General features: G+C 68.1%; 17 protein-coding genes. 10 read left to right on the top strand and 7 right to left on the bottom strand.

The features are described 5' to 3' along the window. Positions 1-271 precede the first annotated feature (271 nt). Together ACTJLF_RS23265 and ACTJLF_RS23260 are read right to left on the bottom strand one after the other, a co-directional pair. A complete protein-coding gene (locus ACTJLF_RS23265; RefSeq protein WP_440883989.1) occupies positions 272-850 on the bottom strand; it encodes a methylated-DNA--[protein]-cysteine S-methyltransferase in 579 nt (192 codons plus the stop codon). 141 nt (positions 851-991) lie between these two features. Then, positions 992-2,326: an aminotransferase class III-fold pyridoxal phosphate-dependent enzyme gene (locus tag ACTJLF_RS23260; RefSeq protein WP_126185868.1), complete on the bottom strand. Its 1,335-nt coding sequence runs from the start codon at positions 2,324-2,326 to the stop codon at positions 992-994. 228 nt (positions 2,327-2,554) lie between these two features. On the opposite strand from ACTJLF_RS23260, the gene purU reads away from it, so the two are divergent. The 3 genes from purU to ACTJLF_RS23245 all read left to right on the top strand — a co-directional run bounded on the left by purU (position 2,555) and on the right by ACTJLF_RS23245 (position 5,503). Next, the gene (purU, locus tag ACTJLF_RS23255; protein ID WP_019657524.1) at positions 2,555-3,412 is read left to right on the top strand and encodes a formyltetrahydrofolate deformylase; all 858 of its coding nucleotides are present in this window, start codon (positions 2,555-2,557) and stop codon (positions 3,410-3,412) included. A 71-nt stretch (positions 3,413-3,483) separates the two neighbouring features. Beyond that, positions 3,484-4,197, top strand: a complete 714-nt coding sequence (locus ACTJLF_RS23250) for a DUF2846 domain-containing protein (protein ID WP_440883988.1) — start codon at positions 3,484-3,486, stop codon at positions 4,195-4,197. A 10-nt stretch (positions 4,198-4,207) separates the two neighbouring features. Next, entirely contained in the window at positions 4,208-5,503 is a 1,296-nt protein-coding gene (locus ACTJLF_RS23245; RefSeq protein ID WP_440883987.1) for a S1 family peptidase, read from the top strand. Between the two features lie 53 nt (positions 5,504-5,556). On the opposite strand, the gene ACTJLF_RS23240 is transcribed toward ACTJLF_RS23245, so the two are convergent. The 4 genes from ACTJLF_RS23240 to ACTJLF_RS23225 form a co-directional block, all read right to left on the bottom strand. After that, a complete protein-coding gene (locus ACTJLF_RS23240) occupies positions 5,557-5,931 on the bottom strand; it encodes a YXWGXW repeat-containing protein (RefSeq protein ID WP_019657527.1) in 375 nt (124 codons plus the stop codon). Between the two features lie 163 nt (positions 5,932-6,094). Continuing rightward, complete coding sequence (locus tag ACTJLF_RS23235) at positions 6,095-7,414, bottom strand: SGNH/GDSL hydrolase family protein (RefSeq protein ID WP_208604412.1); 1,320 nt, start codon at positions 7,412-7,414, stop codon at positions 6,095-6,097. Between the two features lie 65 nt (positions 7,415-7,479). After that, complete coding sequence (locus tag ACTJLF_RS23230) at positions 7,480-10,776, bottom strand: carboxyl transferase domain-containing protein (protein ID WP_440883998.1); 3,297 nt, start codon at positions 10,774-10,776, stop codon at positions 7,480-7,482. A 13-nt stretch (positions 10,777-10,789) separates the two neighbouring features. Then, positions 10,790-12,403: an AMP-binding protein gene (locus ACTJLF_RS23225; protein WP_145761617.1), complete on the bottom strand. Its 1,614-nt coding sequence runs from the start codon at positions 12,401-12,403 to the stop codon at positions 10,790-10,792. A gap of 85 nt (positions 12,404-12,488) precedes the next feature. On the opposite strand from ACTJLF_RS23225, the gene ACTJLF_RS23220 reads away from it, so the two are divergent. The 3 genes from ACTJLF_RS23220 (at position 12,489) to ACTJLF_RS23210 (ending at position 17,826) form a co-directional block, all read left to right on the top strand. Further along, positions 12,489-13,184: a TetR/AcrR family transcriptional regulator gene (locus ACTJLF_RS23220; protein ID WP_126185873.1), complete on the top strand. Its 696-nt coding sequence runs from the start codon at positions 12,489-12,491 to the stop codon at positions 13,182-13,184. Between the two features lie 27 nt (positions 13,185-13,211). Next, positions 13,212-14,468, top strand: a complete 1,257-nt coding sequence (locus tag ACTJLF_RS23215; RefSeq protein ID WP_019657532.1) for a branched-chain amino acid ABC transporter substrate-binding protein — start codon at positions 13,212-13,214, stop codon at positions 14,466-14,468. Between the two features lie 139 nt (positions 14,469-14,607). Continuing rightward, the gene (locus ACTJLF_RS23210) at positions 14,608-17,826 is read left to right on the top strand and encodes a bifunctional cytochrome P450/NADPH--P450 reductase (RefSeq protein WP_440883986.1); all 3,219 of its coding nucleotides are present in this window, start codon (positions 14,608-14,610) and stop codon (positions 17,824-17,826) included. Positions 17,827-17,841: 15 nt separating this feature from the next. Here the strand turns inward: ACTJLF_RS23210 and ACTJLF_RS23205 are convergent, their stop codons facing one another. Next, complete coding sequence (locus ACTJLF_RS23205) at positions 17,842-18,456, bottom strand: hypothetical protein (protein ID WP_440883985.1); 615 nt, start codon at positions 18,454-18,456, stop codon at positions 17,842-17,844. Positions 18,457-18,652: 196 nt separating this feature from the next. Between ACTJLF_RS23205 and ACTJLF_RS23200 the strand changes: the two genes are divergently transcribed. Genes ACTJLF_RS23200 through ACTJLF_RS23185 form a run of 4 tightly spaced genes read left to right on the top strand, consistent with a single transcriptional unit; the run spans position 18,653 to position 23,691 of the window. Further along, the gene (locus tag ACTJLF_RS23200; protein WP_440883984.1) at positions 18,653-20,947 is read left to right on the top strand and encodes a type VI secretion system Vgr family protein; all 2,295 of its coding nucleotides are present in this window, start codon (positions 18,653-18,655) and stop codon (positions 20,945-20,947) included. Continuing rightward, entirely contained in the window at positions 20,940-22,106 is a 1,167-nt protein-coding gene (locus ACTJLF_RS23195; RefSeq protein ID WP_440883983.1) for a DUF2169 family type VI secretion system accessory protein, read from the top strand. Before ACTJLF_RS23200 ends, ACTJLF_RS23195 begins: the two co-directional genes overlap by 8 nt. Then, the gene (locus tag ACTJLF_RS23190) at positions 22,103-22,450 is read left to right on the top strand and encodes a PAAR-like domain-containing protein (protein ID WP_019657537.1); all 348 of its coding nucleotides are present in this window, start codon (positions 22,103-22,105) and stop codon (positions 22,448-22,450) included. The genes ACTJLF_RS23195 and ACTJLF_RS23190 overlap by 4 nt, the downstream gene beginning before the upstream one ends. Beyond that, positions 22,450-23,691: a hypothetical protein gene (locus ACTJLF_RS23185; RefSeq protein ID WP_440883982.1), complete on the top strand. Its 1,242-nt coding sequence runs from the start codon at positions 22,450-22,452 to the stop codon at positions 23,689-23,691. The genes ACTJLF_RS23190 and ACTJLF_RS23185 overlap by 1 nt, the downstream gene beginning before the upstream one ends. Position 23,692: the final 1 nt, after the last annotated feature.

Below are 23,692 nucleotides of genomic sequence, written 5' to 3'. Positions count from 1 at the left end.
GCGCACGACGGCGCGCTCATTCGCGCGGCACGGGCTGGCTAGTCGCCGAACCAGAGCAGCAGCCAGACGCTGACCGAACCAAGAACCACCGTCATCAGCACGACCTCACCGGTCGTGGGCAACGGCCTGTCCATCCAGCGTTCGATGTTTTTCGACATCCTCGTCCCCCGGTCTTGGAATGGGGGCGCAGCGTGATGCAATCGCGCGCTTTTGTCAAAGCAGCAGAAATACTTCTTGCCATCTTGCGCACTCGATCAGGCAGTCGAAGGATTCAGAAAGACAGCTGCATCGTTTCCGGCCACCCGGCCTTTTCGTCGACGCGCGCATCGGCCGCCGGCAGCGCGCCTTCATGCTCCAGCAGGCGCTGCTTGCGCAGGCCCCCGCCCGCGTAGCCCTTGAGCTGGCCGTTCCTGCCGATCACGCGATGGCACGGCACGACGATGCTGACGGGGTTCGATCCGTTGGCCGCGCCGATGTCGATGGCCGCGCGCGGATCGTCGAAGCCCAGATGTCTCGCGAGCTCGCCATAGCTGGTGGTGCGGCCCGCCGGAATGCGGCGCAGCGCGGCCCACACCTTGCGCTGCAGTGCATCGCCGAGCGTGGCAACGGGCAGCGCGTCGATGGCGGCGAGGTCGCCTTCGAAGTAGCGGCGCAGGGCATCGGCCACCGCATGCGGCGCGACGATGCCTTCGGCCAGTTCGATCGGGTCTTCGTGCAGCTGGCGCAGGAGACGGTGCAGGCGGGCGCGATGGTCCGCGAAGTCCAGCGCATGGATCGCGCCGGTGTCGTCGGTGACGAGAAGAAGCTCGCCCAGCGGCGAGGCAAGGCGGCTGAGTTGCAGCTCGAGCATGATCGTGTCCTTCAAAAGCAAAGGCAAAGACAAAGGCGGTGGGGCCGCGAACATTCACATGCTGCGCGTTCCCCGCCGCCTTCACCGGCCGTATCCGGACATCGATCTGCGGCTTCCGCCGCAAGGCCTTTCAGCGTTCGTTCAGGCGTGCGCCTTGATCGAGTCGGCCAGCGTGTTCACCAGCGTGTCGATGTGCGACTTCTCGACGATGTACGGCGGCGCGATCACCAGCACGTCGCCCGCGGGCCGCACCAGCGCGCCCTTGTGGAAGCAGTCGAGGAAGATCTCGTAGGCGCGCTTGCCCGGCGTGCCCGCGATGGGCGCGAGCTCCACCGCCGCGGCGAGGCCGAGGCTGCGGATGCTGATGACGTTGGGCAGGCCCTTGAGCGTGCCGTGGAATGCGTCACCCAGCACCTTGCCCATTTCGCCGGCGCGCGCGAAGAGGTTCTCCTGCTTGAACAGATCGAGCGTGGCGATGGCCGCGGCGCATGCCACGGGGTGGCCCGAGTAGGTGTAGCCGTGGAAGAACTCGACCACGTGCTCGGGTGCGTCGGTCTTCATCATCGCGTCGTAGAGCTTGTCGCGGCAGATCACGCCGCCCAGCGGGATGACGCCGTTGGTCACGCACTTGGCGAAGTTCAGCATGTCGGGCACCACGCCGAAGTAGTCGGACGCGAAGTTGGTGCCCATGCGGCCGAAGCCGGTGATGACCTCGTCGAAGATCAGCAGGATGCCGTGCTTGTCGCAGATCTCGCGCAGGCGCTTGAGGTAGCCCTTGGGCGGGAGGTACCAGCCGGCCGAGCCCGCCACCGGCTCCACGATGATCGCGGCCACGTTGCTCGGGTCGTGCAGCGGCAGGATGCGCGTCTCGAGCTCGACCAGCGGGTCCTCGGCCCACACCGGCTCCTCGTTGTGGATGTAGGCGTGGTTCACCGGGTCGTGGATGAAGCGCATGTGGTCCACTCGCGGCAGGAAGGCCGAGCCGAACACCTTGCGGTTGCCCGGGATGCCGCCCACCGACATGCCGCCGAAGCCCACGCCGTGGTATCCCTTCTCGCGGCCGATGAACACGTTGCGGTGGCCCTCGCCGCGCGCGCGGTGGTAGGCCAGCGCCACCTTCATCGAGGTGTCGGCGGCCTCGGAGCCCGAGTTGCAGAACAGCACCTTGTTGAGGTCGCCGGGGGCGAGCGAGGCGATCATCTCGGCCGCCTTGAAGGCCTTGTCGTTGCTCACCTGGAAGGCGGTGGCGTAGTCGAGCGTGTCGAGCTGCTTCTTGATCGCCTCGTTGATCGGCTTGCGGTTGTGGCCCGCGCCCACGCACCACAGCGACGAGATGCCGTCGATCACCTTGCGGCCGTCGTGGGTGGTGAACTCCATGCCGTCGGCCGCGACGAACACGCGCGGGTCCTTGCGGAAATGACGGTTGGGGGTGAAGGGCAACCACTGGTTGTCCATGTTGAAGTCCTGGTAGGCCATGTCTCGCTCCTGCGGTTGGGGGATCTGGGAGGGGAAAATCGCGATTCTGGCACCCCTGCGACAATCCCACCCCTGGATCCGGATAACCCCAGGCTTGCCGACCCCATGCGGCCGACAGTCCCCTCAACGGGAGCGCGGCCCGGCCAGGCCGGACATGCGGTATCCCTGGAAAGAAGACCGATGCAGGCAGCGTGGCCGCCTGCGGAGTGATCGAGCAACCGAACTGATATGACAACGAATACGCCCGCCTACATCCTGAACCTCTACTGCCCCGACCGCACGGGCATCGTGCACGCCGTTTCGGGCTTCCTGCTCGAGCGGGGGGCCAACATCGAGGAGGCGGCCCAGTACAACGACCACGACACGGGCCTGTTCTTCATGCGCGTGCGCTTCGCCTGCGGCGCGCACAGCGAGAGCGTGCTGCGCGAGGAGCTCAAGGCCTTCGCCACGGGCTTCGGCATGACGCTGCAGCTGCACGCGGCCGCCGAGCCGATGAAGACGGTGATCATGGTGAGCAAGGAAGGCCACTGCCTCAACGACCTGCTGTTCCGCTGGAAGAGCGGGCTGCTGGCCATCGACGTGCGCGCCATCATCTCGAACCACCGCGACTTCTACCAGCTGGCCGCCAGCTACAACGTGCCCTTCCACCACATCCCGGTGACGGCTGCGACCAAGGCGCAGGCCGAGGCGAAGCAGCTGGAGATCATCGAGGCCGAGGGTGCCGAGCTCGTGGTGCTCGCGCGCTACATGCAGATCCTGAGCGACAACCTGTGCCGCAACCTCTCGGGCCGCGCGATCAACATCCATCACTCGTTCCTTCCCAGCTTCAAGGGCGCCAAGCCCTACTACCAGGCCCACGACCGCGGCGTGAAGCTGATCGGCGCGACCGCCCACTACGTGACGGCCGACCTCGACGAAGGCCCGATCATCGAGCAGGACGTGGCCCGCGCGGACCACACCGACACGGTGGAGGACCTCACGGCCCGCGGCCGCGACACCGAAAGCCAGGTGCTGGCCCGCGCGGTGAAGTGGCACAGCGAACACCGCGTGCTGCTGAACGGGCACCGGACGGTGGTGTTCCGCTGAACTTCCATCCGGGAAGACCCGCCGTCAGGCGGGTGTAGCATCCTCGCGCCAGAAAAAGAGGAGAAGGCGCGATGGGACGTTGGATCGGTAGGGTGTTGCTGGCCGTGCTTGCGGCCGGCCTGTTCGGGTGCTCGGCCAGCGGGCCCCGGTTCTCGGAGATGGCGGGCAGCATGCCGTCGCTGGGCGAGAACGAAGGGCGGATCTACTTCTATCGCAACTCCATCCTGGGTGCGGCAATCCAGCCCGATGTCGCGGTCAACGGCCAGGTGGTGGGCACGTCGCGACCCAACAGCTTCTTCTACATCGACCGGCCGGCCGGTACCTATCGGGCCAGTGCCCGGACCGAAGCCGAAGGCACGATCGACGTCGTGCTGCGGCCGAAGCAGACAGCCTATGTCTTGATGAGCATCAGCATGGGCCTGCTCGTCGGACGACCGGAGTTCCAACGTGTTTCCGAGGCCGAGGGCCGAAAGGAACTTCAGTCCCTGGCCTATGACGATGCCTTTGCTTCCGCACGGACGGCCAAGGCTTCGACCTCCGTGCCGTCCGCAGGCAATGCGGCGGCCTCAACGCCCCCATCCCCCGCGGCAGTGAGCAAGCCCGTGTCCCCCGCAGCAACTGTGGCCGCCGCGCCTCTCGCATCCGCCCCACCGCCACCGCCGGCGGCAGCCGCGCCAGCGCCATCGCCCGCCGCTCGCCCCCCTGCTCCGGCACCGCCCGAAGCCACGCCCTTTGCCAAGACCTCCTTGAACGATCTGCGGTTGCTCCTGCAGGCCAACCGCTGAGATGCGCGCGATGAAATACCTGTCCTCCCCCGCGCTTGCAGCGATCGCCATCGCGCTGCCCATCCTGACGGCACACGCACAGGATTCGCGCAGCGGCGCAGCACTCCCGCCCGATACACTCTTCGCCCGCGTCTCGCCCAGCGTCTGGGTGGTGCAGGCCAGCGACGCACAAGGCAAGGTGCTCGCCACCGGCAGCGCGGTCGCCACCGGCGCGGGCACCGCGGTCACCAGCTGCCAGTTGCTCGCGAAGGCCGGCTCGGTGACGCTGAAGCGCGACAACGTGAGCTACGGTGCAGCGCTGGCGCTGCCCGATGTGGAGCGCGATCTGTGCCAGCTGCGCATTCCGAACCTGCCCGCTGCCGTCGCCGAAGTAGCGCCGGCGAATGCACTGCAGGTTGGCATGCCGCTGTACGTGATCGGCGCCCCCCGAGGCAGGGAACTGACGCTGGGCATCGGCATGCTGGGCGGCATCCGCCGGAACGCAGCGGGCGAACTCGAAGCCCTGCAGTTGACCGCGGCAGCCGAGTCAGGGCTTGGCGGCGCGGGGGTCTTCGACGCACAAGGCCGCCTCGTGGGCTTGCTGCCGGCCTCGGCAGCCGGCACGGCAGCCGCGAACCTCGCCATGCCGGCGTCCTGGATTGCGCAGCTGCCAGAGCGCGGCAAGCGGGCGATCGAGCGGCTGGCGTCCCTGCCAGCCACAGCCTCAGGCAACTCCGGCACTGCGGCCACTGTCGCCAGCCAGGCAGGTGCAGTGGCGGGCCGGCCAAGCGTCATCGAATACCAGCTGTACGACCGCCTCACCAACACCTACCGCAAGGTGGTCTACAGGATCGACCCATCGACCGACGAGCAGATCAGCTTCAACAGCGGTGGCTGGGTGGAAAAGCCGAGCGGCGAAGTCGTCAGCGTCACGTCGGCCATCGCAGGCGAATTCGATTCGGTCATGCCCCCAGGCGGCTGGACCAGGGAGAACCTCAAGGAAGAAGCCGCCTGGAGAGCCCGCTACAACTCCACGCTGGGCGGCTCGCGCTCCAACATGGACCTGAACGCGACCGTGATGGAAGACACGGCGCTGACCATCGGCGGCAGGGAATTCAAGGTCGTGCGCATCGAATACAAGGGATATACGCAACGCTTCCCGAACGCGGGCGCCGTGGTCGGCAACCAGTATGGCCGCTATCTTGCGAACGTCTGGTTCTCGCCGGAACTCAAGCGCGTGGTGCGTTTCGAGGCGGAAACACGCGGCGGCGCGGGGCCGGCCGCATTCCAGGTACGCGAAACCCTAGAGCTGGTCAGCATCCGCTAGAAAGCTTGATGCGGCGCGGCCGCCTCGCAAGGCAGCCCCGCGCGTCGGTGGCGTCAGTTGCGATACGGATTGTTCGGCCGGCGGTCGTAGCGGTTCGGCACGCCATCGCCGTCACGGTCCCAGCGGCCTGCGTTGTAGACCCAGCGGCCGCCGTCCTGGCGCCACTCCGGCGGACGGTAGGCGTAACCCGGGCGGGCACGGACCCAGCCGCCGCGGATCCACACATGGCGGCCGCCGCGCCACTCGTAGTGCCCCGGCGCCCACACGTAGCCGCGGCGCGGCGGCGGAACGCGTTCATAGCGCGGCGGGGGCGGAGGCACCTGGATGGTGACCACCGGTTGTGCCTGCGCAGCCGTCGGAACGGTCAGTGCGCCCACCGAGAGAAGCGATGCAGCGCCGACGGAAAGAGCCAATGCGAGTTTTTTCATGAAGGACTCCTCATGAGTTGTTGGAGGAGCCTTCATGCTGCCGAGCCGTTGTGAACCTCCTGTAAGCCGCGCGCGAAGTCTTGTGTAAAGCTGTGACGCGCGTTTGGGGCCTTTTCGGCTCTTGCTAGCGCTCACTCACTCGTGCGCAAGAACCGTTGAAAGCTCATTCCTGCAGCTCGTGCAGGTCGATGACCGAGGCCATGGCCGCATGGCCGGCCTTGTTGGGATGCAGGTGGTCGCCCGAATCGAACAGCGGGTTCAGCGCCTGCGGATCGGCTGGGTCGCGCAGCGCGGCATCGAAGTCGATCACGCCGTCGATGTCCTGCTTGCCGCGGATCCAGCGGTTGACGGCCTCGCGCATGGCCTCGCTCGATTCGCTCCAGTAGGGGGTGTTCCTGAAGGGCGGCACTGTGCCGATCAGCACCTTCACGCCCTTGGCCCGCGCCTGCTTCACGAGCTGCTGCAGCCCCTCGGTGATGCGCTCGGCCGTCGGCATGTCGCGCGGCTTCAGCTCGGCGCCCGGCACCTTGGCGAACATCGCGCGGCCGATGTCGTTGGTGCCCAGCAGGATGATCGCGTGCGTCACGCCGCTCTGCTTGAGCACGTCGAGCTCGAAGCGCGAGAGCCCGCTGGGCCCGATGCCGTCGGCCAGCAGGCGGTTGCCGCCGATGCCCAGGTTGAGCACCGCGACGTCCTGCCCGCCGGGCTGGGTGTCGCGCAGGCGGGTGGCGAGCATGTCGGGATACGAACCCAGCGTGGCCTCCGCGCCGCCCGCGGTGATCGAGTCGCCGAAGGCCACGACGGTGCGGATCGACTTGGTCGTGAGCACGTCCAGCCCCGTCACGATCTGGTTGAACGATAGCGGCACGGGGTCCTGCAGCTTCGCCGCCTTCACTACGTTGCCGGGCGCCATCCATGTCGTGCCCGGCTCCTGCAGGGCGACGGTGGCGAAGGGCGCGCCGCGATCGAAGAAGGCGCTCACGATCACGGTCTGGCCCGCCTGCACCGCGAGATCGACGCCGTCGCTCCACACCTCGGCGCCTGGCGCGATGGTGACGCTGGTCCGCCCGCCGAAGCGCAGCTCGCGCAGGGTGGCCGGCGAGAAGGCTTCGGCGCCGGTGCCACGCGCCGCGCTCGCGGCGGCGATGCGCAGCGGCGCCTTGCCGAAGCGGTTGGAGAAACGGATGCGAACACGCTCGCCGTCGAGCGACAGTTCCACCTTCTGGCGGAGCGTGCGCCCGCGCAGATCATTGCCCGCTGGAGACGAGTACTTGGCGCCGCCCGGGCTCATGGCAAGCTCGGCGAAGTCGAGAGGCGCCACGGCCCAGCTCGCGACCCAATGCGCCTCCGCAGGCTGGCGCGGACGCCCGTCGGGCGTGACGGCCTGGACGCCGACGGCAAGCAGGGCAAGGAGGAAGGCAGCCACCCAGTGCGCGACGGCCACGTCGCGGAGGCGGGCTGCCCATCGGGAGACCAGATTCATGCGCGCAAAGCGGCCCAGTGTACGGAGCCACTGTTCCCCCGCGCGTGACGAGGTCTAAAGCCCGGTTACCAGGTGTCTACGTACGCAACCGCCGGCCCTTGCGCCTTCGTGGCCGACGACAGCCCACGCACCAGCCAGGTGCGCGTATCGGCCGGGTCGATCACCGCGTCGATCTCCAGCGTCTGCGCCATGTGGATGGCCTCGCCGTTCTCGTACTGCTGCGCCACCAGCTTCTTGAAGAGCGCATCGCGCTCGGCGCCCTCGGATGCGGCGGCCAGCTCCTTGCGGAAACCCAGCCGCACGGCGCCTTCGAGGCCCATCGCCCCGAACTCGCCCGTGGGCCATGCCACGGTGAAGACCGGCGCATCGAAGCCGCCCGCCGTCATCGCCTGCGCACCGAGGCCATAGCCCTTGCGCAGCACCACCGCGAAGAATGGCACGCGCAGGTGCGAGGCCACCATGAACATGCGGCACACGTGGCGCACCTGCGCCTGCGCCTCGATCTCGGGCCCGACCATGAAGCCCGGCGTGTCGCACAACGAAACAATTGGCAGGCCGTGCGCGTTGCACAGCTGCATGAAGCGCGCGGACTTGTCGGCCGCCTCCACGTCGATCGCGCCGCCCAGGTGATGCGGGTTGTTGGCCATCAGCCCGACCGGCCTGCCCTCGATGCGCGCGAGCGCGGTGACGATGCCCGCGCCGAAGCCCGCGCGCAGTTCGAGCAGCGAGCCGGTGTCGGCCACGCCGCGCATCGCGGCGCGCACGTCGTACACGCGCAGCCGGTTCTCGGGCACCACATGACGCAGCGTGCGCGGGTCGGCGCACTGCCAGTCGGAGGTCGCGCCCTGGAAGTACGAGAGGTACTGCTTCGCCGCGGCCACCGCGGCGGCCTCGTCCTCCACGAGGATGTCGATCACGCCGTTGCGCGACTGCACGCCGCTCGGCCCGATCTGCTCCGGCGCGAAGGTGCCGAGCCCGCCGCCCTCGATCATCGCGGGGCCGCTCATGCCGATGTTGCTGCCCCTGGTGGCGATGATCACGTCGGCGCAGCCCAGCAGCGCCGCATTGCCCGCAAAGCAGCGCCCATGCACGATGCCCACCACGGGCACCTTGCCCGACAGCGCCGCGAACTGGCTGAAGGTGTGGTTGTTGAGGCCGGCCACGATGGGCATGTCGGTGTCGCCAGGCCGTCCGCCGCCGCCTTCGGCGAACAGCACCACCGGCAGCTTCAGCTGATGCGCCACCGCCAGCAGCCGGTCGGTCTTGTGGTGGTTGCGCATGCCCTGCGTGCCGGCCAGCACGGTGTAGTCGTAGGCCAGCACCGCGCAGCGCGAAGCCTCGGGCCCGAACTGCTTCGCGTTGACGCTGCCCAGCCCGGTGACCATGCCGTCTGCGGGCGTGTTGGCGATGAGGTCTTCCAGCGTGCGGCGGCGCGTCTGCGCGGCGATGGCGAGCGCGCCGTACTCGATGAAGTTGGCTGGGTCGGACGCGGTGTCGCACAGGTCCGCGATGTTCTCGCGCGCGGTGCGCCCGCCCTGCGCATGGCGCTTGTCGACGGCCGCCTTGCGGTTGGCGTCGAGCGTGTAGGCATGGCGGTCGATCACCTTCCGAAGGTCGGGGCGGATAGTGTCCAGGTCCTGCTCCGCGCGGGCTTCCGCCTGCACGGCCTGCGCATCGACGGCCTCGAGCTTCACCAGCGACTGCCCTTCGACGAGATAGTCGCCGGGCGCCGCCAGCAATGCCACCACGCGGCCGGCCACGGGCGCGTGCAGCAGGTGCTCCATCTTCATCGCCTCGAGCACGCCGAGCTGCGCGCCCACCGGCAGCACGTCGCCCACCTCGACCTCGAACTGCACGAGGCGCGCGGGCATCGGGGCCTTGACGGTCAATTCGTCCGATCCGTCGTCGGCGGCAACGGGCAGCGGCTCCGCGGACGCAGCCGCGGTCTTTCGCACCTGCTTCTCGAAGGCCGAGGCAGCGGCGAGCAGATCGCCCAGGTGCGCCTCCACGAAGCGCGTGTGCACCGCCTGCGCGGCGAACTCGGGCCGCGCAGCGATGGCGCGCAGCAGCAGCAGGTTGGTGGCGATGCCCTCGATGTGGCATTCGTCGAGCGCGCGCAGCGAGCGGCGCAGCGCGTCCTCGAAGCGCGGCGAGGGCGAATGCACGATGAGCTTGGCCAGCAGCGTGTCGTAGTGCGGCGAAGGCGCGAGGCCCGCGTAGCCGTGCGTGTCCACGCGCACGCCGGGGCCCGCCGGCAGGTCGAAGCGCGCGAGCGTGCCGCCCGAGGGCCGCGCATTGCCCTGCGCGTCGAGCGTCTCGGCGTTGATGCGCCACTGCACCGCGAAGCCGCGCTGCGGCGCCGTGCGATCTGCCTCCACGCCGAGTTCGCCGAGCAGCTGGCCAGCGGCCACGGCGATCTGCAGCTGCACCAGGTCCAGCCCCGTCACCGCCTCCGTCACGGTGTGCTCGACCTGCAGGCGCGGATTGGCTTCGATGAACACGAAGGGCAGCGTCGCCGACGCCGCGTCGACCAGGAACTCGAAGGTGCCGAGGCCGCGGTAGCCCACCGCCTTGGCCATGCGCAGTGCGGCCTGCGTGACCTGCGCGCGCAAGGCCTCGGGCAGCGAGGGACTGGGCGCGATCTCCACCAGCTTCTGGAAGCGCCGCTGCAGCGTGCATTCGCGCTCGCCGAGGCTGGCCACGGACTTGCCGTCGCCGATCACCTGCACCTCGATGTGCCTCGCGTTCAGCATCAGCCGCTCGACGTACACCCCCTCGATGCCGAACGCCGCCTTCGCCTCGGACATGCAGCGCGCATGCGCCTCGGGCAGCTCCTGCGCGTTCAGCACCGCGCGCATGCCGCGCCCGCCGCCGCCGCCGATGGCCTTGACCATCACGCCCGCGCCCTGCGCCTGCTGCCCGGCGAAGAAGGCCTGCGCCTGCGCGAGCGTCACGGCGCTGGCGCTGCCGGGCATCACCGGCACGTCGCATTGCGTGGCGAGTTCGCGCGCGCGTGCCTTGTCGCCGAACAGGCCGAGCTGCTCGGGCGTGGGGCCGATGAAGACCAGGCCCGCATCCGCGCAGGCCCGCGCGAAATCGGCGCGCTCGCTGAGGAAGCCGTAGCCGGGATGCACCGCATCGCAGCCCTGCGCCTTCGCCACCTCGATCAGTGCGGCGGCATCGAGGTATGCGGAAGGGCCGGTGGCATCGAGCGCCACCGCGGTATCGGCCAGCTGCACATGCAGTGCGGGGGCATCGTCGCGCGCATGCACCGCCACGCTTGCAATGCCCAGGTCGCGCAGCGCACGCACCAGGCGCACCGCGATCTCGCCGCGGTTGGCAATCAGAACTTTGGAGAACAGCAAACGGAACCTCTCAGCTTTTGTCTTTGAGCAGGCGGCGCAGCACCTTGCCCGCACCGGTGGTGGGCAGCGCGTCGATGAAGCTCACCGCGCGCGGCGCCTTGTAGCTCGCCATGTTGTCGCGCGCCCAGGCGACGAGCGCATCGGCTTCGAGCGCGGCGCCGGGCTTGCGCACGATGAAGGCCTTCACCACCTCGCCCTTCTCCGCGTCGGGCTGGCCGATCACCGCCGCCTGCGCCACCGCCGGATGCTTGATGAGGATGGTTTCGACCTCCTCGGGGAACACGCTGTAGCCCGAGACCTTGATCATCTCCTTGAAGCGGCCGATGAAGGTGAGGTAGCCGTCGGCGTCGATCCTGCCCATGTCGCCCGTGTGCACCCAGCCGTTGCGCAGCGTGGCGGCGGTGGCCTCGGGCTTGTTCCAGTAGCCCTTGAAGGTGCCGGGGCTGGTGAGCACGATCTCGCCGACCTCGCCCGCAGGCAGGTCGGCCTGCGTGTCCGCATCGACGATGCGGATCTTCACGCCCGGCACCGCGACGCCCTGCGTGCCCCAGCGCGGCGCATGGTGCGGCGTGTAGGTGTCGCAGGTGTGGGTCTCGCTCAGGCCGTAGGCGGCCTCGAAGGAAGTACAGTTGGGCGCATGCGAGCGCCACTGCAGCGCCAGTGGCTCGGTGAAGGCGATGCCGAAGCTGGTCACCGGGTTCATCTTCAGGCTGCGCAGGTCGAAGCCGGCGATGTCCGGCACCTGCATGCAGGCCACGTTCATCGGCGCGATGCTGTACCACCAGCTCACCTTGTACGCCGCGATGGCCTGCAGCGCGGCACGCGGGTCGAAGCGGTGCAGCAGCACCGAGGCGGCACCGCTGAGCACCGGCACGTTGACGCCCATCAGCATGCCGGCGATGTGATAGAGCGGCGCGATGGACAGCAGCACGTCGGCGGGCCCCACGCCGTTGCAGTCGGCTGCCGCGCGCGTCTTGAAGAGCGCGTTGCCGTAGCTCAGCATCGCCCCCTTGGGCAGGCCGGTGGTGCCCGATGTGTAGGTCATGAGCGCCACGTCGTCCATGTCGATGGCCACCGGCTGCGGTTTCGCGTCGGCGCGCATCACGGCGAGGAAGTCTTCGCAGCCTTCGGGCACGCTGCGTTCCGTCTTGCGTTCGGCGGCCAGCTCCGCCGGCAGGTCGAGCGTGGGTTCGGCCGGCAGCAGGTCGGCGTAGTGCACCACGAACACGTGCTCCAGCGAACTTCCGGGCTGCACCTTGCGCACCACCGGCAGCAGCGGCGCGGCCGCGACGATCACACGCGCCTTCAGGTCGTTGACCTGGTAGGCCAGCTCGTGCTCCTTGTTGAGCGGCCCGCTCGGGCAGACGATGGCGCCGATCTTCTGGATGCCGAAGTGCGCCACCAGGTACTGCGGGCAGTTGTTGAGGAAGAGCACCACCGGCTCGCCCTTTTTCACCCCCAGCGCCTGCAGCCGCGCGGCGAAGGCGTCGCTGGCGCGGTCGAGCGCGCTCCAGCTCGTGGTGTGGCCGTACCAGATGCAGGCGGGGCTGTCGCCGCGCTCTCGCGCGTGGGTGCGCAGGTACTCGTGCAGGGGCTGCTGCGGGCGGTCGGGCAATGTCTCCATGGCGTCACTTTCTCAGGGTTATCGATAGCAGCCCGCGAGGGGCTGGCGCTTGCCAATGGTGCATGGTGCACGAACAATCCTACCCATGGGTATAACTTCCGCGACACGGCAAAAACCCTCTGGCTCTGCAGACCAGAGCAGCGTCACGGCGCAGCCGCACCTTCCGCAGGGCACGGGCCGGCAGCGCGCGGCCACGCAGGGCACCGACCTGCAGCGCGAGCGCATCCTGCAGGCGGCCGCGCAGCTCTTCGCGGCACAGGGCTACGCCAACACCACCATGGCGCAGATCGTGCGCGAGCTGGGCATGACCAAGCCCTTCGTGTACTACTACTTCCGCGACAAGCAGGAGATCTTCGAGACGCTGTCGTGGCGCCCCGCGGTCGACTGCTTCACCGCGCTCGACTTCGCGGCCACCGACCCGCGCCGCGCGAGCGAGAAGGTGCTCGAAGGCCTGGAGCGGCTGATCCGCGCGACCATCTCGCACCACCCGGTGGCCTTCTTCCCGTACCGCGAGCCGCAGGTGTACCGGCCCGAGTACATCGCCGCGCAGAAGAAGCTCGCGCATCACTTCTACGAGCGGCTGTGCCCGCTGCTCGAGGAGGCGCGTGCCGACGGCGACCTCGACTTCACCGAGACCAAGATCACCGCGCTCGCGGCCTGCAGCCTGCCGGGCTTCCTCTACAGCTGGTATCGCCCGGGCGGGCGCCTCTCGCCCGACGAGGTCGTGGCCGAGCTCACCAGGCTGGCAAGCCGCGTGATCGGGCTGCGAACGAAGAACTGAAGACAACACCTCCGGAGACAAAGCACCATGAAGTTCAGGAAAGCGCCACTGGCGCGGATCGCCCTCGCCTGCCTGCTGGCCGCTGCTGGCGCATCGCATGCCCAGCAGGCGACCTACAAGATCGCCTACATCGACCCGCTCTCGGGCCCGTTCGCCAACGTCGGCGAGCTGATGCTGATGCACACGCAGTACGCCATCGAGGACATCAACGCGAAGGGCGGCGTGCTCGGCGGCACGAAGCTGCAGCTGCTGCAGTTCGACAGCAAGCTCTCGGCCCAGGAGAGCCAGAGCGCGCTGCAGGCGGCCATCGACCAGGGCGCGAAGGCCATCGTGACCGGCGGCTCGGGGTCCTCGGTGGTCACGGCGCTGGTGCAGTCGGTGACGCGCTGGAACCAGCGCAACCCGGGCAAGGAGCTGATCGTGCTGAACCACTCCTCCATCGATCCCGAGATGACGGGCAAGGCCTGCAGCTTCTGGCACTTCCAGACCGAGGCCAACACCGCGATGAAGATGAAGGCGCTGGCCAACTACATCAAGAAGACGCCCGACGTGAAGAAGGTGTACCTGCTCAACCAGGACTACGCACACGGCAAGCAATGGGCCAGCTACGGCCGCCAGCTGGTGGGCCTGGCTCGGCCCGACATCCAGTTCGTGGGCGAAACGCTGCACCCGATCGGCCGGGTGAAGGACTTCGCGCCCTACATCGCCAACGTGAAGCAAAGCGGCGCCGACTCGGTCATCACCGGCAACTGGGGCCAGGACATGACGCTGCTGCTGAAGGCGGCGGGCGACGCGGGCTACGACCTGCGCTACTTCAACCACAGCGCGGGCTCGGTGCCGGGCACGGTCACGGCCGTGTCGCAGGCCAGGCTCGGACAGCTGACCTGGGTGGCGGAATGGCACCCGGGCGAGGCCGATACGCCCAAGGTGGACGCACTGGCCAAGGCCTACAAGGCCAAGACGGGCAAGGACTTCCTCGCGCCGCGCATCGACATGACGCCGCGCCTGCTGGCCGCGGCCATCAACAAGGCCGGCTCCACCGACACGGTGAAGGTCGCGCATGCCCTCGAAGACCTGAACTTCGACTCGGTGGTCGGCCCGGTGCGCATGCGTGCCGAAGACCACCAGCTGCTGCTGCCGCAGGTGGTCAACACCATCGTGCCGGTGGACGGCAAGACGGTGAAGACCGGCTGGGAAGGCACCAACTACGGCTTCCGCACCGATGCGGTCTATACCGGCAACGAGCTCGCGCAGGGCACGGAATGCAAGATGGTCCGGCCCTGAGCGATTTCTTCACGACTGCTGAAGAGGGCGGAGGTTTGTAAGGGAAACCCCGTCCTGCCTGCCGCCTGTGCCGTCGGGATACTCCGGCTTCGAAGCCCGGATATCAGAGGCGGGTCCATTCCAAAGGCACAACAAGACCATGGCAGGCAAAAACTCGCTCCACCCGATCCCGCATCCGGCGAAGAAGCCCTTCGTCGGCAACCTGCTGTCCATCGGCTCCGACTCCCCCGTGCTCGACATGTGGAAGATCGCGCAGGACCTGGGCGGCATCTACTGGCTGGACATGCCGGGCATGCCGGTGATCGTGGTGTCGTCGCCCGCGCTGGTGGACGAGCTCTGCGAGGAGGAGCGCTTCGACAAGAGCACGCGCGGCGCCCTGCGCCGGCTGCGCGCCGCTTCCCATGGCCTCTTCACTTCCGACACGCACGAGGAGACCTGGTCGAAGCCGCACAACATCCTGCTGGCCAACTTCAGCCAGCGCGCGATGCAGGCCTACCACCCGATGATGCTGGACATCGCCGGGCAGCTGGTCACCAAGTGGGAGCGCCTGAACTTCGACGAGGAAGTGGACGTGGTGCGCGACATGACCGCGCTCACGCTCGACACCATCGGCCTGTGCGGCTTCGGCTACCGCTTCAATTCCTTCTACCGCGAGGGCTTCCATCCCTTCGTCGACGCGATGGTGCGCACACTGGAGACGGTGCAGAACCGCCGCGGCCTGCCGCTGGAAGAGCTGATGCTGAAGAAGGAGCTCGCACAGCAGCGCAAGGACATCCGCTACATGCACAAGATGGTGGAGGACATCATCGAGGAGCGGCGCGCGAGCGGGGCCGACATCGCCACCAAGCCCGACCTGCTGAGCTACATGATCGCGGGCGTGGACAAGAAGAGCGGCGAGAAGCTCACCGACAAGATGATCCGCGACGAGTGCATCGAATTCCTCATCGCGGGGCACGAGACCACCAGCGGGCTGCTGTCCTTCGCCATCTACTTTCTGCTGAAGAACCCCGAGGCCATGGCCAAGGCGCAGGCCGAGGTCGACAACGTGTTCGGCCCCGACACCACGCAGAAGCCCACCTATGCGCAGGTCAACCGCCTGCAGTACGTGATGCAGGTTCTGAAGGAGTCGCTGCGCCTCTACCCCACCGCGCCTGCGATCTCGATGCGCGCCAAGGAAGAGACGAAGATCGGCGGCCAGTACACGATCAAGAAGAACAACATGGTCATCATGCATGCGCTGGCGCTGCATCGTGACAAGGGCATCTGGGGCGAGGACGCGGACGAATTCAACCCCGAGCACTTCAGCCGCGAGGCCGAGCGCGAGCGTCCGGTGAACGCCTTCAAGCCTTTCGGCAACGGGCAGCGCGCCTGCATCGGGCGGCAGTTCGCGCTGCAGGAGGCGGTGCTCACGCTGGGCATGATCCTGCAGCGCTTCAACCTGGTGGACCACACGGGCTACAAGCTGAAGATCAAGGAAGCGCTCACGATCAAGCCCGAGGGCTTCAGGATCAAGGCGCTGCTGCGCGACCCGGCCACGCGCCCCCGCGGGAACATGAGCGATGCAGCCGCGGCGCCGGTGCAGCCCGCGAAGGCCGCCGAGCGCAAGCCGCAGGCGGCGCGCCACGGCACCTCGCTGCTGGTGCTTCAGGGCTCCAACCTAGGCACCGCCGAAGACCTCGCGCGGCAGCTCGCGGAGGCCGGCGAGATGCGCGGCTTCTCCACGCAGCTGGCCTCGCTCGACGACTATGCCGAGCGGCTGCCAGCCAGCGGCGCGATCGCTATCGTCTGTGCCTCGTACAACGGCGCGGCGCCCGACAACGCGGCCGAGTTCCACCGCTGGCTCGACAAGGCCGACGACTCGCTCAACGGCGTGCGCTTCAGCGTCTTCGGCTGCGGCAACACCGACTGGGCCTCCACCTACCAGGCCGTGCCGCGCCGCATCGACGAGCGGCTGGAAGCACTGGGCGCCGATCGCGTGCATTCGCGCGGCGAGGGCGATGCGCGCGAGGACATGGACGGCGCCTTCCAGGACTGGAGCGATGCGCTGTGGCCCGCACTCTCGAAGGCCTTCGGCATCCAGACGGGCGCCGACACGCCAGCGCAGGGCGAGCCGCTCTACGCGCTGGAGGAGCTGCCGCCGCCGCAGAAGAACGCGATCGTCGATGCGCTGGGTGCGGTGGCGCTGCGGGTGATCGAGAACCGCGAGCTGCAACGCGGCGGCAACGCTGAAGCCGGACGCTCCACGCGTCACGTCGAACTGATGCTGCCCGAGGGCCTGGTCTACCGCGCCGGAGACCACCTGAGCGTGGTGCCGCGCAACGGCCCGGCACAGGTCGAACGCGCGATGGCGCGCTTCGGCTTCGACCGCACGGCCCACGTGCGCCTGCACGCGGCCGCGGGCCGCAAGGCATCGCTGCCGGTGGAACAGGTGATCGCGGTCGACCGGCTGCTGGGCGACTACGTCGAGCTGCAGGATGTGGCCACGCGCAAGCAGATCGCCACGCTGGCGGCGTACACCGAGTGCCCGTTCACGAAACCCAAGCTGGAGGCCCTCTCGGGCAGCGACGACGCCTCGCAGGCGAAGTACAAGGCCGAGGTGCTGCACAAGCGCAAGTCGCTGCTCGACCTGCTGGAGGAGCACCGCGCCTGCCAGGTGCCGTTCGCGGTGTTTCTCGAGATGCTGTCGCCGCTGTCGCCGCGCTACTACTCGATCTCGTCCTCCCCCGCCATGACGCCGGGCCGCTGCAGCGTGACAGTGGGCGTGGTGAGCGGGCCTGCGAAGTCGGGCATCGGCACCTTCGAGGGCGTGTGCTCGAACTTCCTGGCGCGCGCCGAGGCCGGCGACACGGTGCACGGCGTGGTGCGCGAGACCACGGCCGAGGGCTTCAGGCTGCCGGAGGATGCAAGCCGGCCCATCATCATGGTGGGCCCCGGCACCGGCCTCGCGCCGTTCCGCGGCTTCCTGCAGGAACGCGCCGCGCAGGCCGAGGCGGGCACCGCCCTCGGCGAAGCGCTGCTCTTCTTCGGCTGCCGCCATCCCGAGCAGGACTTCATCTACGCCGACGAACTCAAGGCCTGGGCGCATCGCGGCCTGATGAAGCTGCACACCGCCTTCTCGCGCGCCGGCGAGCGCAAGGTCTACGTGCAGGACCTGATCCGCGAGCAGGCTGCCCACGTGTGGAAGCTGCTGGAGGCCGGCGCAGTGGTCTATGTCTGCGGCGACGGCTCGCGCATGGAGCCGGACGTGCGTCGCACGCTCAGCGACCTCGCGCGCGAGCACGGGCACGACAGCGCTGCGTGGATGGACAGGATGATCGCGGACCAGCGCTACGTGCTGGACGTGTGGGCGGGAAGCTGAAGCGGCAGCGGAAGCTCAGGCCTGCAGCGCAGGCGCGAAGGCGTGCAGCGTGCCGCGCACGCACCAGCCGTCGGCGGTCAGCGCCATCACCCTTTCGGAGAGCCCTTCGGACCCGGCAGCCGCCCTGAGCTTTTCGGCGGCGGCGCACATGCGGCCCAGCGCCTCGGCGGCGCCCCGGCTGTCGGTGAAGTAGACGACGTCGCGGCTTGGCACCACCGCGATCAATTCGCCCTCGAAGTCCTGCGCGAGCTGCTCCCACAGGTCGGGCAACAGGAGCATGCAGGCCTCGAAGCCATCTCCCGCGATCAGCGCCTTGTAGCCGCCGAAGTCGCGCGTGCGGACATTGGGCACCACGAGCCGCAGCATGTTGTCGATGGCCAGCTCGTACATCGACTGTGTATCGAGACCCGTCTCCAGCAGGCCTTCGCGCGTCAGCGTGGCGAACCGGGCCGACGTGTCGACCACGAAGCTCACGAGCAGGTCGGAACCCTCGGCAAGGGGAAAGGCCACGGCCTCGTGCGCCTCGCGGCTGCCGCCGAGCGACTCGATCAGGTCGAGCACCGGCCGCATCGCTTCCTCGAGCAGGCCGGCACGCCTGATGCGAGGGTAGACGGGCGGAAGGCTGTGCATGGTGCCGCCATTGTTCGGGGCGCGTGGGAGGAGCCGCAAGTGACGGAAGTCATGCCATCGCGATGGTTTCGCTGCGGGCCGCGGTGATGTCGGAAATGTCCGATCTATCGCAATCTATCGTCTTACTGGTGTTTCAGCCTCGAATTGCTACGATTTGCTTCGTCAGCCAGGAACCCAAGAACACCAGGGAGATTTCATGCCTGTCGGCGCAGCCCAGCTCGCGCGTGTCCTCACTGCTTCCTCGTCCGCGATGCCCACGCTCGGCGATGCGCCGGCGCTGGAGCCCATCGCCATTGTGGGCGACGAGGGCCTCAGCAGCCTGTTTCGCTACACCCTGACGCTGGCCACGCCCGAGCGGCCGGGCTACAACGAGCGCCAGGCCGCCAACGTCGCCATCAAGCAGCTCGTGGGCGAGACGCTCACGGCGCACATCGTGCTCGACGGCCGCCCGGGTTCGGGGCCGCAGCAGCGGCACATCTCCGGGCTGGTCACGCGCGTGCGATTCCTTCGGCTGGAGAACCGGCGCGCGCTCTACGAGGTCGTGATCGAGCCCTGGCTCACGCTGGCCACGCGCACGAGCGACTACCGCATCTTCCAGAACCAGAACGTGCTGGACATCGTCAAGACGGTGCTCGGCAAGTACGGCCTGCCCTTCGACGTCCGTGCCACGCGCAGCTATCCGCCGCGCGAATTCCAGGTGCAGTACGGCGAGAGCGATCACGACTTCATCGCCCGGCTGCTGCACGAATGGGGGCTCTACTACTGCTTCGAGCACGAGGAGAACAGCCACAGGCTGGTCATCGTGGACGAGATGGCCTCGCACCAGCCCTTCGCCCACGAGGGCTACCAGACCATCCCCTTCCATCCGGCAGACGCGACGGTGCGCGAGGAGCACTGCGACCGCTTCAATGCCTGCGAGGAACTGCAGAGCGGCCGCTGGGTGACGGACGACTTCGACTTCATGCGCCCCAAGGCCGAGCTCCAGCAGATCAGCGCCATGCCGCGCAAGACCGCGCAGAACACCTGGGAGCGCTACGGCTGGCCGGGCGACTACGTCGTCGAGTCCGAAGGCGAGCAGCTGGTGCGCACGCGCATGGAAGAGACCGGCAGCCAGGGCGAACTCGCCAGCGGCTCGGGCAATCTGCGTGCGGTGGTGCCCGGCTGCCTGCTGACGCTGGAGCGCCATCCGCAGAACGAATCGAACCGGCAGTACCTGGTCACGCATGCCCATCTGCGGCTGCAGGACGTGGGCGATGCGAGTTCGCAGCAGGAGTTCGAATGCCGCGTCGACTTCGACGTGATACCCGCGAGCAAGGTCTTCCGCCCGCCGACACCGCCGGTGCCCAGGCCGCGCACCACGGGCCCGCAGACCGCCATCGTCACCGGCCCTGCCGGCCGCGAGATCTGGACCGACGAGTACGGCCGCGTGAAGCTCAGCTTCCACTGGAACCGCTACTGCACGAAGGACGAGAACAGTTCCTGCTGGGTGCGCGTGTCATCGCCCTGGGCTGGCACGAACTTCGGCGGCATCCAGATCCCGCGCATCGGGCAGGAGGTGATCGTCGACTTCGAGAACGGCGACCCCGACCGGCCCATCGTCACCGGCCGCGTCTACAACGCCGACAACATGCCGCCGTGGACGCTGCCCGACAACGCCACGCAGAGCGGCCTGCTCACGCGCAGCTCCGAGGGCGGCAGCGAGGCCAACGCCAATGCCTTGCGCTTCGAGGACAAGAAGGGTGCCGAGCAGGTGTGGCTGCACGCGGAGCGCAACCAGGACATCGAGGTCGAGCACGACGAGACCCATTCAGTGGGTCGCGACCGCAGCAAGAAGGTGGGCCGCAACCAGATGGCGACCATCGGCATGGCCTACATGCACAACGTGGGGCTGGCCAAGATGGTGAACATCGGCCTGGCCTACTCCTTCAACGTCGGCATGCTGCGCAACACCGTGGTCGGCATGATGGACAACACCATGGTCGGCAAGACGCAGACCACCAAGGTCGGCGAGAAGTACCTGCTGTCCGTGGGCGGCGACAAGGGCAGCCACATCGAGATGGACGGCAAGACCATCTCGCTGCGCGTGGGCGCATCGGTAGTGCAGCTCAAGGCCGACGGCTCCATCGCGGTCACGGGCAGGAAGATCAACATCACCGCGCAGGGCGACGACGTGACCGTCAACGGCGAGCACATCTGGCTCAACCCGAAGGGCGGTGTCGCGGCGCTGCAGCCGGATGCGGTGCCCACCCCGCCGCCGGCCGAGCCTCCGGGCAGCCCGCTCGCGAGCCTGGGCGCGCTGATGGGAGGCAACCCGGCCGACCTGCTGGGCAAGGCGGGGCAGCTCGCGTCTATCGCGCAGCAGGTGGCCGGAAGCGCTGGTGGTGGCGGCGAAGCAGCTGGCCAGGTGACACAGGTGCTGGGCACCGTCTCCGCGGCCGTTTCTGCCGGCGTCGGGAAGATGGCGGCGGACAAGGACGACAGTCATGGCTGAGCCCGCGCCGCCGATTCCCGAGCCGCGCCTCGCGCAACTGCGCAACGCGACGCCCTTTCCTCACTTCCAGTTCGACAAGATGGGCAAGGGCCGGCGCTTCCACGACGTGGTGGTGGTGTGCGCGAGCTTCGTTCTCGCGCCCGGGCGCCTGGAGCCGGCAGCGTTCCACCGCGGGCCGGTCTTCGCCGACGAGCCATGGGACGTCGGCCATGCCATGCTGTCGAGCCTGCGCGCCGCGACCGACCTCCTGCTGCGCAAGCCCGGTGCCGACGTCTACGCGACGGGCACCGCGCGCGCCCCCGGCTGGACGCCGTCGAGCGAGTGGCATGCGCAGCTGCTGGTGCGCCGGCAGGAGGAAACGCTGCTGCACAAGGCGCTGCGCCTGACGGGCCCGCGGCACTGGAACTGGCACGAGGACACCGCACAGCGCGGCCTGTCCGATCCGCAACCCACGCTCGCCGTGCCGCTGCGCTATGAACTTGCCTATGGCGGATGGGGCTTCGACCAGGGAGACGATGAAGCAGCCCAGCCCCGCACGCACGCAGCCAACCCCTGCGGCACCGGATGGTTCGGCAGCGCAGCCCGCGAAGACCACCCCGGAGGCCGCCACGCCACCGGGCAGCCGTTCTTCGGTCCGCAGATCGAATACGCCGGTGCACCGCTGCAGCACGCCAACCAGGAGGACGCGCAGCCCGCCGGCTTCAGCCCTGTCGCACGCTTCTGGCAGCCGCGCGTCGCGCTGGCCGGCACCTACGACGACGCCTGGCGCCAGCGTCATGCCGGACAGCCGTACATGGACTACGCCGACGATTTCGACGAGCGCTTCTTCCAGTACGCGCCCGCCGACCAGGTCGTGGCCGCCGGCCTGCGAGGCGACGAGTCGGTGCGCATGAGCGGCTTCTTCGCCTCCGCGCCGCATATCGAGTTCCAGCTGCCGCAGCTGTGGATCGAGGCGCTGTGCAGGGACGGCGGCGGCACCGAGCGCAGCGAGGCCATGCATCTCGACACGGTCCACGTCGACCTCGACGAGATGCTCGTGCACCTGACCTGGCGGCTCACGCTGGACCAGGAGCTCGACACGGTGGCGGTCGATCTGTTCCACCGGCCGATCGCCGAGGCTGCCGCGGGCATGGCGGAAGTTCATGGAGTGCCCGCATGAACACCGAGAAGCACATCGCCGATGCGGAGTCGGGCTTCATGGTGGTCAACGTCGTACCCGACTTCTGCATCGTCGGCACGCAGGTCGTTCCCTTCGACATCGTGTCGATCCTTCCACCCGAGAAGGCCGCCTACTCGCACACCGTGTTCGCGCGCAGCGAGAAGGTGCTGATGGTCGACAGCATCGTCAAGGGCGTGACAGGCAATGCGGGAAGCGGCGTGCGCTCGGGCGTCTCGCTGGGAGCGGGCAACGTGAAGATCATCTCGGGCTCGCAGACCGTCTTCGTCGAAAGCCGTGCCGTGGCACGCCATGGCGATCTTTGCGAGATGAACGGATCGGCCTGATGAGTTCGACGCCCGACGACCAGAAGACGCTGGGACAGGTGCTGTCCACCTCTTCCTCGTCTTCGTCGCCTTTCTCGACTCCAGCCTTCAACAGCAACGGCACCCTTGGCCGAGTGCTGACCTTCGAGGTGCCCAAGGGGTCGATGCTGCGGCGCCGGCCCGGCATCTGCAGCGAACGGTACGAGCGCGAGAGGGCAGAGTTCGAGAAGCTCCCGTGGTACGAACGAATGTTCATCGGCACCGGCCGCGACGCGCGCCTGGAACCGACCGATGCACTGCAGTCGGCCAAGACGTTCCAGCGGGCATGCGAACAGATGCCCGACGAAATCCCGAAATCGGCGTTGGACGACAAGCTCCAGCAGTTGAACGACCACTACAGCGGCAAGAACCCCCTGCCGCCCGAACAGTCTCTGGAGCTGAAAAGACGGACATCCTTCCTGCAGGATGTGTATATGCCCGGGCCGCGCTGGGAGAACAGCACTTCCGGCGCAGAGAGCGCCTGGCTGAGCGAACAGAACCTGCGCTTCGGCAACTCGCTGGGCATCGCCTTGCTGGGCCCTCTCTTCGGTGCCCCTGGCGCCGCCACGCGTGTGCTCGGCGGGTCGGAACAGCAGGTTGCAGCGGCCAATCAGTTCGGGGCCAGCGCGTTCGACATGGCAACCGCGCATGTGGGCCTCGGCGGTGGCAAGCGCGCGCCCGAGCCACTCCCGCGGCCTGGCGAATCGATGCGCGGGGCGCCGCTGGAGCCGGTCAGCCGAACTGTGGAGGGCAAGCCGCGCGGGCCCGTGCAAGAGCCCGTGCCGAGCAAGACCTCGGGCGCGCGCGAAGGCACAGTGGTCACGCGTCGTCCCATGTCTCCGCAGGAGCGCGCACAAAGACTGGAAGAGCTGGCCAAGGACCCCGCACAAGGAGGCAAGGCCACAGCCAAGACACGCCGGGAAGCGGAGGTTGGACTTTCAATGGAAGAGCAAGGCAAGCTGCCAGGCCCCATCACGCGCGACCCCACCGGGGCATCGGAGTTCATCGACGCCTCGGGCCAAAAGTGGGATGTGAAGGGCTGGAACTCCCAATACGCCCCGCGTGGCTACAACACACCCGATGCGATGGCGCTGATCCAGAAAGAAATGGGCGTCGGCGAGAACGTCATCGTCGACACGCTGAAGATGTCACCACAACACATCGGCGAACTGCAGACTGCGGTGGGTAATGCAGGCCTCAACAATCGAGTTATCTTCCACTAAT

Source organism: Variovorax sp. 22077 (assembly GCF_052044195.1).
Lineage (GTDB): Bacteria > Pseudomonadota > Gammaproteobacteria > Burkholderiales > Burkholderiaceae_C > Variovorax > Variovorax atrisoli.
Note: the sequence above shows the minus strand (reverse complement) of the source record. Positions and strands in the feature narration are given on the sequence as shown.